The sequence below is a fragment of the Micrococcus sp. HMSC31B01 genome (assembly GCF_001816085.1).
GTDB classification, from domain to species: Bacteria; Actinomycetota; Actinomycetes; order Actinomycetales; family Micrococcaceae; genus Micrococcus; species Micrococcus luteus.
This window is the reverse complement of the sequence record NZ_KV824986.1, coordinates 1-10,607: the sequence shown is the minus strand read 5'-3', so window position 1 is coordinate 10,607 and position 10,607 is coordinate 1. Positions and strand designations below refer to the sequence as shown.

Sequence of the window (10,607 nt, the reverse complement as noted above, 5' to 3'; positions counted from 1 at the left end):
GGCGGGCCCCAGCGGGGGCCCGCCGCATCTGCGTGGTGGTCAGGAGCGGTCGGCCAGGATCAGCTGCGCAGCCTTCTCACCGATCATGAAGCACGTGATGTTGGGGTTCACGGTCACGTGCTCGGGCATCACGGAGTCGTCGGCGACGCGCAGCCCCGTCACGCCCTTGACGCGCAGGCGGGCGTCGAGCGGGCTCATGGCGTCGGCGTCGGCGTCGGCGCCCATGCGCACCGAGCCCACCGGGTGATACACGGTGTTGTGGGTGCGGCGCACGTCGTCGGCGATCTGCTCATCCGTCTGCGCCTGCTCGCCCGGGGCGAGCTCCCGGCCGACCCACTCCGCCATGGCCGGCTGGGAGACGATCTCCCGGGCCAGTCGGATGCCGGCCACCGCGACGGCCATGTCATGGCCCTCCGGGTCGGTGAAGTAGCGCGGGTCCACGGCCGGCTTGTCCCGGTAGTCGTTGGAGCGCAGGCGCACGGTGCCGCGGGACTTGGCGAGGGGTGGACCCGGTGGCCCCGCGGTCTCGGCTGTCGTCCTCTGGTCTCGGCTGTCGTCCTCTGGTCGGCAGACACAGGTGTGCTTCCTCTCGTCGGGGTCTGGGCGGCCCGCCCACCCTACGGATCGGTCATCTGGGCGGGGATGCGTGCTGGGCGGTGCGGGTCTCTGGGTTCCGTGGGCGCGTGGGGGCGGGGGCTGGGGCTGCCGGGCCCCGTGGCCGCCGGGCCTCTGGGTTCCGTGGGCAGGAGAGCGAAGGTTTCTGCCCCCGAAAGCGAAAACCCTGCCGGTTCTGCCCCGGGAACAGGGGAGAGCGCGCTTTCTGCCCACGGACCGGGCGGGGCTGCCGGTTCTGCCCACGGAACGGGGCCGGTGCGGGACGCCTCCGCCGCGGTGGGCCCGCCGGTAGACTGCCGGACTGTGGCTTTGACTATCGGATTCGTGGGACTGCCCAACGTGGGCAAGTCGACCCTGTTCAACGCGCTGACGCGCCAGACCGTGCTCGCGGCGAACTACCCGTTCGCGACGATCGAGCCGAACGTGGGCGTGGTGAACCTGCCGGACGAGCGGCTGCCCCAGCTGGCCGAGATCTTCGGCTCCGAGCGCATCCTGCCGGCCACGGTGTCCTTCGTGGACATCGCCGGCATCGTGAAGGGCGCCTCCGAGGGGGAGGGCCTGGGCAATCAGTTCCTGGCGAACATCCGTGAGGCCCACGCGATCGCCCAGGTGGTGCGCGCGTTCGACGACGGCGACGTCGTCCACGTGGACGGCAAGGTGGACCCGGCCTCGGACATGGAGACCATCAACACCGAGCTGATCATCGCGGACATGCAGACCGTGGAGAAGGCGATCCCGCGCGTCGAGAAGGAGGTCAAGGGCAAGAAGAAGGAGCCCGCCGACCTCGAGGCGCTCCAGGCCGCGCTCGCGGTGCTGGAGCGGGGCGAGACGATCTTCGCCGCGAAGGACAAGGACAAGCTGGACATGGACCGGCTGCGGGAGCTGAGCCTGCTCACCGCCAAGCCGTTCATCTACGTGTTCAACTCGGACGAAGGTGTGCTGGGGGACGAGGCCAAGCAGCAGGAGCTGCGCGATCTGGTGGCCCCCGCCGACGCCGTGTTCCTGGACGCCAAGCTCGAGTCCGACCTCGTGGAGCTCTCCGAGGAGGAGGCCGCCGAGATGCTGGAGATGGCCGGGCAGGACGAGTCCGGGCTGGACCAGCTGGCCCGCGTCGGCTTCTCCACCCTGGGCCTTCAGACCTACCTGACGGCGGGGCCGAAGGAGACGCGAGCGTGGACCATCCCGGTCGGCGCGACCGCACCGGAGGCCGCCGGCGTGATCCACACCGACTTCCAGCGCGGCTTCATCAAGGCGGAGATCGTGAGTTTCGAAGACCTGATCGCTGCTGGCTCCATGGCCGACGCCAAGGCCGCCGGCAAGGTGCGCATGGAGGGCAAGGACTACGTGATGAAGGACGGGGACGTCGTCGAGTTCCGAACTGGGCTAACGTCTGGAGGTAAAAAGTGACAAAATCACGCAACCTGCACGCCAGGGTCCGCGACTTCATCGACGGAGAGGTCAGCCACATATGGGCGTGTGAGCTGGGGGCTCCTCGATGATCAAATCTGCCAACCAGTATCCGGTGCACACGCTGTTCAGTCACGAAGGCAACGTGCTGTACCGGATCCCGCCCTACCAGCGCGAGTACTCCTGGTATAAGTCCCACTGGGAAGACCTGTTCGAAGATCTCATCGAGGCCGAGGGCGCGCACTTCCTGGGCACCATCATCACGCTCGACCAGACCACGGACACGCTCGAGGGCAACATCCTGCAGGTCATCGATGGGCAGCAGCGACTGACGACGCTCACCTTGTTGTTGGCCGCCGTCTATTCGGTACTCAAGGAGCACTTCGACGATCTCGACGAGGACACACGAACGGACGTCATCAACCTCGGTCGGCAGTTGGTGCGGAAAGCAGACCAGCAGCCGAGGGTGACACCGCAGAAACAGGGCCACAACCTCTCCGACTTCCGCAAGGTGCTCGAGGAAGCCGGCTTGCCGGTGGAGGGAGAATGGAAGCCGTACTTCCCCAGCCGCAGGATTGCCAAGTGCTACCGCTACTTCCGCTCCGCGATCCAGAGGCTCGCCGAGACTGAGGAGATCACACAGCCGGAAGCGGCCCTGCGGGTGCATGAGGCGGCCCTGCAGGCGGTGATCGTGAAGATTGAGGTGGCCAACCACGCCGACGCGTTCGTGCTGTTCGAGTCCCTGAACAACCGCGGGATGCCCCTCTCACCGGTGGACCTGATCAAGAACCACCTTCTCGCCGAGTCGGAGAAGAAGCAGATCATGGACGTCGACGAGGCGTTCAAGCACTGGAACGACATGCTGACCAGCCTCGGTGACAGCTACTCCACCCAGGAGCGCTTCCTCCGCCACTACTACAACGCGTTCAAATCAGAGCTGCCCGAAGTCTCAAACGCCTCGGTCGCCACGAAGTCCAACTTGATCAGGGTCTACGAGAAAATCCTCGAGCAGGGCCTCAAACGCGTCGTCGATTCGCTGGTGACGGCGAGCAAGATCTACGGGCGAATCAACTGCGTCGTTGAACTCGATCAGCCGACAACCCTTGACCGGTCGTTCCAGCGCCTGATGCGCGCTCAGGGCGCGCCGTCCTACGTGCTCCTCATGTGGCTGATATCGAAGCAGTCCGATCTGGTTCTGACAGATGCACACATCGAGACCGTCGTAGACCGCCTCACGAGCTTCTTTGTCCGACGCAACCTCACGGGATACCCGCAGACGTACGCACTGGCGAAACTGTTTATGACGACCATCGACGCTGTGGGTGATGCCCGAGGCGGCGATGTGGTGGAGATCGTCGAGGAGAAGCTGAGCGCGGCCTCAGTGTCCGACGAGGAGTTCCGCACCCGCCTCCTAGGGCGAATCTACGAGGAGAACAGCGACGTCGCCCGGTTCGTCCTCGCGACGCTGGCCGAGGACGCCATGACCAAGGAGACGCGTGTCGACCTGTGGCGTCAGGAAAAGAACCGTTTCGTCTGGACGATCGAGCACATCCTCCCGCAGGGCGAGAACCTTCCGGCTGAGTGGCAGGAGATGCTCGGGGGCGAGGAGGTCGCTGCCCAGGTTCAGGAGGAGCACAAGCATAGGCTCGGCAACCTCACCATTACCGCGTATAACAGCAACCTCGGCAACAAGTCGTTCCCTGAGAAGCGCGACCGCCAAGACGCAAAGGGCAGGCACATCGGCTATCGAAACGGACTGTCACTGAACGCTGACCTGGCCACGAGGGAGTCTTGGACCCCTGACGACATCGAGAACCGCACCGAAGAACTGGCAGCGAGGGTGATAGAACGCTTCCCGCTGGCCATTCTCAAACAAGGTATTGATGGTGATGTGGTGGAGTTCCGTAGCGGATTAACATCTGGGGGCAAGAAGTGAAGACAGTCGATCTCGCCAAGGTTCGAGCCACTCTATGGGCGGCTGCCGACGAACTACGGGCCAACTCTAAGCTCACCCCGGTCCAGTATCGCGACCCCGCCCTGGGACTCGTCTTCCTCGCGTACGCGGAGAGCCGCTTTGAGGCTGTGCGAGGGGAGATCGAGGCGAAGGCCAGTGCCCGGAACCCAACGACGGTCGCCGACTACAAGGCAAGGTCGGTGCTCTATGTCCCCGACGAGTCGCGGCTGTCCAGCTTGGTAGATCTGCCCGAGGGTGAAGATGTCGGCAAGGCCACCGACGATGCGATCAATGCCATCGAGGCAGCCAACCCGGAGCTGAAGGACATCCTGCCGCGCGGGTACCGGAAGCTCGAGCGCTCGACCTTGATCGAGCTGCTTCGACTCTTCGCGCCGTTGCCCACCCAGCTCTCGGGTGACGCCTTCGGATTCATCTACGAGGACTTCCTGTCCAACTTCGCCGCGCAGGAGGGCAGGGGAGGCGGCGAGTACTTCACCCCGTACTCCATCGTCCGGCTCATCGTGGAGATCTTGCAGCCCTTCCAGGGGCGCGTGTTCGACCCTGCCTGCGGGTCGGGCGGCATGTTTGTCCAGTGTGCGAAGTTCGTCGAGCGCCACAACGAGTCGGCCAGCCGTCAACTCTCGATTCTCGGTGTTGAAAAGACCGACGACACCGTCCCGCTGGCCAAGATGAACCTGGCATTGCACGGGTTGTCCGGGGACATCCGGCAGGCCAACAGCTACTACGAGGACCCGCACAGCGCCGTGGGTGCTTTCGACTACGTGATGGCCAACCCGCCCTTCAACGTAGACAAGATCAAGAAGGACCAGCTCGCCGGTGACAGGCGGTTCCCGTTCGGCCTGCCCAAGGCTGACAATGGCAACTTCCTCTGGATCCAGCAGTTCTACGCCGCGCTCTCCCCGACCGGCCGTGCCGGCTTCGTCATGGCGAACTCCGCAGGCGACGCGGGCCACTCTGAGAAGGAGATCCGCAAGCAACTGATCGAGTCCGGCACCGTGGACGTGATGGTCGCGATTAGTTCCAACTTCTTCTATACCGTTACCCTGCCGGTGACATTGTGGTTCCTTGACAAGGCCAAGGTCGGCACCCCGCGCGAGGACACGGTGTTGTTCATCGACGCCCGGCACATCTTTCGCCAGATCGACCGAGCGCACCGGGACTTCACCGCAGAGCAGATCGAGTTCATCGCCAACATCGTCCGTCTCTATCGTGGCGAGGACGTACAGACAGTCGATGGCAGCGCCGACCTCGTTGCCGAGAACTTCCCCGACGGGAGGTACGTCGACGTCGGTGGCCTGTGCAAGGTCGCCACTCGAGCTGAGGTCGAAGCCCAAGGTTGGAGCCTTAACCCGGGCCGCTATACCGGCACTGCCGCCGTCGACGAGAGCGATGTCGATTTCATGGGCGATCTCGCTGCGTTGCACGAGGAGTTCACCACGCTAAGTGACGAGGCCGACGTGCTGCGAACCAAAGTCGACGCGGCAGTTCAAGGGATCCTCGAAGTATGAGCGAGTGGCGTGAGGTAGCAGTCGAGGCACTGTGTTCTCGAGTGACCAGTGGCGGGACTCCCAGTCGCAAGCGAGCCGACTACTATACCGATGAAGGTATTCCCTGGGTCAAGTCGCAGGAGTTGATTGGGGCACGGATCGCTACGACCGAGGAGCACATCTCTGAGGCCGGACTCGAGAGATCCTCCGCAAAACTGCTTCCACCCGACACCGTACTGTTGGCCATGTACGGGGCAAACGTGGGCCAGCTGGGCTGGCTGGGCATCGAAGCGACCGTCAATCAGGCTATCTGCGCGATGGTCACCGACCCCAGAGAGGCGGACGCTCGCTTCCTCTACTACGCGCTTGCGGGTGCCCGCGAGCGCCTCGTCGGGAACGCGCATGGTGCCGCTCAGCAGAATCTGAGTCAGCAACTGATCAAACCCTTCAAGCTGGCCGTCCCTGCCCTGGCGACTCAGCGACGCATCGGAGCGATCCTTCGTTCCATCGACGAATTGATCGAGAACAACCGGCGGCGGATCGAGGTGCTGGAGAAGATGGCGCGGGCCATCTACCGCGAGTGGTTCGTGAAGTTCCGTTACCCCGGCCACGAGGATGTGCCCATGGTCGACTCCGCCCTCGGTCTGATACCCGATGGATGGGAGGTCCAACCCCTTGCCGCCATCGCCACAGTTAATGGCTCTTCTCGTAAACCAGGTGGTGACGAGGTATTCCGATACCTCGATATCTCGGCTCTCTCGGAGCGCCACATCGGCGAGCTGGAGGCTATTGGCGGCTCGAGTGCACCCGGCAGGGCTCGTCGAGTTGTGAGCCCTGGCGACACTGTATGGGCAACCGTGCGGCCCAACCGTAGAGCGCACGCTCTGCTCGTTGCTCCCGATAGCGACTGGATCGCATCGACTGGGTTGGCGGTGCTGACCCCATCGACGGTCTCACCGGATTTCCTCTTCGAGACAACATCGGCGACAGCGTTCTCAGACTGGCTCGTAGGGCGTGCAACCGGGTCGGCGTATCCCGCGGTTCGAGCGAAGGACTTTGAGGAAGCTCCGATTGTCGTCCCCGATGTCGCCGTCGACGCGGCGTTTGCTGACAAGGTGTCTCCAATGCACGATCTGAGCTGGAGGCTGCGCAATAAGTGCTCCCGTCTCGCCGCGCTCCGAGATCTCCTACTGCCGAAGCTGGTCACAGGACAGATCGATATCTCGACGCTAGACCTTGATGCGTTGGTCGCGAGGCAGGTGGCGCAATGACTCCCACGGGCCCGGAGTACTGGTACGTCGAGAAGCCGAGCATCGAGCTTCTGGCGGAGCTCGGCTGGACTCCAGTCGACGCCTTCCAGGAGATCTTGGGACCCGAGGGCAGCCTGGGGCGCGACTCCCAACGTGATGTCGTGCTCGTTCACCGGCTGCGGCTTGCTATGCGCAAGATCAACTCTGAATACGTGCCCGATATCGCTATCAACGAGGCGATCGAGGTGCTGACGAAGGACCGCACAGCCATGGACCGGGTCCGCGCCAATCGGGAAGTCCATGACCTGCTGCGTGACGGCTATCTGGCGGAGTGGACTGACGACCAGGGCACGAAGCAGATTGAGACCTTACGGTTCCTCGACTTCAAGGATTCATCGAACAACGACTTGCTGGCGGTGCAGCAGATGTGGGTCAAGGGCAACCTGCACAGCCGGCGGCTGGATCTGGCGCTGTTCGTCAACGGGGTACCGCTAGTGCTGATGGAGTTCAAGGAGCCCAACGAGTCGGTCAAGGCGGCCTACGACAACAACTTGACCGACTACCGCGACACCATCCCGCAGCTATTCATCCCTAACTGCTTCGTGTTGCTGTCCAATGGAAGCCAGGCGAAGGTCGGGTCAACTTACGCGCCGTGGGAGTTCTTCAACGACTGGAAGGTCATCGACGCCCACGGCACCCGCGGTGCGGTCGCCTTGGAGACTGCGCTTCGAGGTACCTGTGACCCGTCCGTTCTGCTAGACCTACTAGAGAACTTCGTCGCGTACATGGAGCGGCCCGGTGGCCTGATCAAGGTTCTCGCGCGATCCCACCAGTTCCTCGGAGTCAACGCCGCGATCGAGAACCTGCACCGGGCGCGTGCTGAGCAGGACAAGCGCCTGGGAGTCTTCTGGCATACCCAGGGCTCGGGCAAGTCGCTGTCGATGCTGTGGTTCACGCAGAAGGTGCTGCGCCAAGTACCGGGCAATTGGACATTCGTCATGGTCACCGACCGCACGGAACTGGATACTCAGCTGCATGGTGAGTTCGCCGACGCCGGAGCTATCTCGCCAGAGGCCCGGGTGCACGCGCAGTCCGTCGCCCACCTGCGTGAATTGCTTGCAGCCGACCACCGTTACGTATTCACACTCATCCAGAAGTTCCAGCCGTCCAAGGCACTGGGGGAGCGGCAGATGCCGGTGCTCTCGACCCGCTCCGACGTTATCGTGATCACCGATGAAGCGCACCGCAGTCAGTACGACACTCTCGCGCTGAACATGCGCACGGCGCTGCCGAACGCGTCGATGATGGGCTTCACCGGCACCCCGCTGATCGCCGGTGAGGAGCAGGCCACGCGCGAGCAGTTCGGTGACTACGTCAGCGTCTACAACTTCCGCGACGCGATCGAGGACGGCGCGACGGTCCCGTTGTACTACGAGAACCGCATTCCCGAGCTGCAGCTGGTCAACGAGAATTTCTCCGAGGAACTCAACGAACTCCTCGAGGAGGCCGAGCTCGACGAGGACGCCGAGGGCCAGCTCGCTCGGGCGTTCGGTACGCAATACACGCTGCTGACACGTCCTGAGCGCCTGAAGACGGTCGCCAAGGACCTCGTGACCCACTTCGTCGGCCGGGGCTTCACCGGCAAGGCGATGTACGTCGGGCTTGACAAGGCCGCAGCCGTGCGGATGTACAACCTCGTCCGCGAAGCCTGGACCGAGCATCTGGCTGACCTGAAGGCGGAGCATGACGCGTTGCCAGAGCTCGAGCGTCCGTGGCTGGCATCGCGGATCGAGCTCATGGAGACCACCGACATGGCGGTCGTGGTCTCGCAGAGCCAGAACGAGCTGAAGATGCTTGACGAACAGGGCCTCGACATCCGACCGCACCGCGAGCGGATGATCCGCGAGGACCTGGCCGAGAAGTTTAAGGACGCCCAGGACCCGCTGCGGCTCGTGTTCGTCTGCGCGATGTGGATGACCGGCTTCGACGCGCCCAGTGTCTCGACGGTCTACCTCGACCGGCCGATGCGTAATCATACGTTGATGCAGACGATCGCCAGGGCCAACCGGGTCTTCCCGGAGAAGGACAACGGGTTGATCGTCGACTACGTCGGTGTCTTCCGGAACCTGGAGAAGGCGTTGGCGATCTACGGGGCCGCGAACGCCGGCGACTCACCGATCGAAATTATCGACGCCCTCGCCGCCGAGCTGGACGCTGCCGTGGCCGACCTGTTCGCCTTCTGCACCGGCGTCGGAGTCGACCTTGCTGCGATGCGCGACGCCGAAGGATTCGACCACGTCGCCAAGCGCGACGCAGCTGTCGAGGCGCTGCTCGTCGACGAGGGCACACGCACCGACTTCCAGCAGAAGGCACGCCAGGTGCGGAAGCTCTTCAAGGCCCTCCTGCCCGACCCCAAGGCTGCTGCGCAGCAACGCAACGTCGCAGCGATCAGGGTGCTCGCCGAGCGCATCGCGGAGGTCACACGGCCGGCCGAGGCGGACCTCGGTTCGGTCATGGATGCGGTGGACGCACTGCTCGACCGCTCCGTAGGTGCCGAGGAATATGTCATCCGAGCCGCTGCCGAGGGGACCAAACCCGATCCGCTCATTGACCTGTCACAGATCGACTTCGAAGGTCTGTCGGCGAAGCTCGCCGGACGGGAACGAGCCGAGACCGACCGACTGGCGCAGCTGTTGCGCCAGCAGGCCATCGCATCGGCGACGCGGAACCCGACCCGATACGAACTTGTGGAGCGGATCGAACAGCTCATCAATGATTACAACGCGGGCAGTGTGAACATCGACGAGTACCTCCGCCGCCTCATCGAGCTGTCGAAGACTCTGACCCATGAGGAGGAGCGATCCGCTCGCGAGGATCTGACAGAGGAGGAGCTGGCGATCTTCGACCTGCTCACCCAACCCAATCCCGTCCTGACTGACGAGGAGCGTGAGACCGTCAAGGCCAGCGCCCAGAAGCTTCTCGTGCACCTCCACGAGAAGCTCGTCCAGGACTGGCGTCGCAAGGTCGACGTGATGAATGACGTCGATAGCACGATCCGACGAGTCCTAGACCAAGAGCTGCCCGAGACTCCCTACACGCTCGACATCTTCTCCTCGAAGGTGCGGCTTGTCTTTGATCATGTCCTCACCGCCTACGGCGACGACGGAGAGAGCGCATACACCCCGCGGATCGACTTCCAGTGGCCCGCGCAGTCGGTGGAGTACGACGGCCCAGACGGGCCTCTTGATGTGGACAAGATCGCCGACGACGTCGTCGCCCGCATCCACGACGACCCGATCTTCGCCGCCCACGTTGCTGCACAGTTGGGTGCTACTGACTCAGCGACTTGAAGTGCGCAAGGGTTTCTGAGAGTGCTGACAACGGCCTCGATGATGCAGCATTTGTTTGCGCGAGCGCGGCAACGAGGAGAGTGCCATGACACGCGACGACGATGATCGAGAGGACGATCTCAAGCCTGCCCAAGAGAGGGAGCGCAACTCGGAGAGCGAGCAAGACCGAGACTCTGCTGCGGACGTCGGGGCGAGGCTTCGACTGCCGCCAAGGTTCGCGCAGTATTTGATGCCCAGCATGGATGCCGCAGTCGCGAAGATGCTCGCTCCTATCCGAGAGCAGATGAAGTCGGCGCTGCCGGACTACGACGCGCTGGTGAAGAATGCGCTCGAACCGTATAGCGAGCGGATCCAGTCGCAGGTGGCGTCAATCGTGGTGAGCGTACCGACGTTCACGGCTCCGATGATCGACTTCCCGGCGCTGAAGGGCGTCGGAGTCAGCCCATCGATCGAGTCGATGCTCAAGCAAATCGCGAGCCAGCAGTCCGCGATGCTAGATGTTGTGGGTCATGAGGTTCTTGCC

Annotated in this window: 5 protein-coding genes and 2 pseudogenes; 6 read left to right on the top strand and 1 reads right to left on the bottom strand. The window is 63.5% G+C overall.

Going from position 1 to position 10,607, the window contains the following annotated elements; genetic code table 11:
- Positions 1 to 39: 39 nt before the first annotated feature.
- Positions 40 to 498: pseudogene (locus HMPREF3105_RS02740) on the bottom strand (GMC oxidoreductase); the annotation flags it as partial.
- Between the two features lie 420 nt (positions 499 to 918).
- On the opposite strand from HMPREF3105_RS02740, the gene ychF reads away from it, so the two are divergent.
- The 6 genes and pseudogenes from ychF to HMPREF3105_RS02710 all read left to right on the top strand — a co-directional run.
- A complete protein-coding gene (gene ychF, locus HMPREF3105_RS02735) occupies positions 919 to 2,022 on the top strand; it encodes a redox-regulated ATPase YchF (RefSeq protein WP_070708725.1) in 1,104 nt (367 codons plus the stop codon).
- A gap of 88 nt (positions 2,023 to 2,110) precedes the next feature.
- The gene (locus HMPREF3105_RS02730) at positions 2,111 to 3,958 is read left to right on the top strand and encodes a DUF262 domain-containing protein (protein WP_083325277.1); all 1,848 of its coding nucleotides are present in this window, start codon (positions 2,111 to 2,113) and stop codon (positions 3,956 to 3,958) included.
- Entirely contained in the window at positions 3,955 to 5,505 is a 1,551-nt protein-coding gene (locus HMPREF3105_RS02725; protein ID WP_070708724.1) for a type I restriction-modification system subunit M, read from the top strand. The genes HMPREF3105_RS02730 and HMPREF3105_RS02725 overlap by 4 nt, the downstream gene beginning before the upstream one ends.
- Positions 5,502 to 6,755, top strand: coding sequence for a restriction endonuclease subunit S (locus HMPREF3105_RS02720; RefSeq protein WP_083325276.1), 1,254 nt, complete (start codon positions 5,502 to 5,504; stop codon positions 6,753 to 6,755). Before HMPREF3105_RS02725 ends, HMPREF3105_RS02720 begins: the two co-directional genes overlap by 4 nt.
- A complete protein-coding gene (locus tag HMPREF3105_RS02715) occupies positions 6,752 to 10,084 on the top strand; it encodes a type I restriction endonuclease subunit R (protein ID WP_070708722.1) in 3,333 nt (1,110 codons plus the stop codon). Before HMPREF3105_RS02720 ends, HMPREF3105_RS02715 begins: the two co-directional genes overlap by 4 nt.
- Positions 10,085 to 10,169: 85 nt before the next feature.
- A pseudogene (locus tag HMPREF3105_RS02710) lies at positions 10,170 to 10,607 on the top strand (hypothetical protein); the annotation flags it as partial.

Excerpts from the sequence above, each read along its gene's own strand:
- HMPREF3105_RS02715 (WP_070708722.1), top strand. The coding sequence starts at position 6,752 with ATGACTCCCACGGGCCCGGAGTACTGGTACGTCGAGAAGCCGAGCATC.
- HMPREF3105_RS02730 (WP_083325277.1), top strand. The coding sequence starts at position 2,111 with ATGATCAAATCTGCCAACCAGTATCCGGTGCACACGCTGTTCAGTCAC.
- HMPREF3105_RS02720 (WP_083325276.1), top strand. The coding sequence starts at position 5,502 with ATGAGCGAGTGGCGTGAGGTAGCAGTCGAGGCACTGTGTTCTCGAGTG.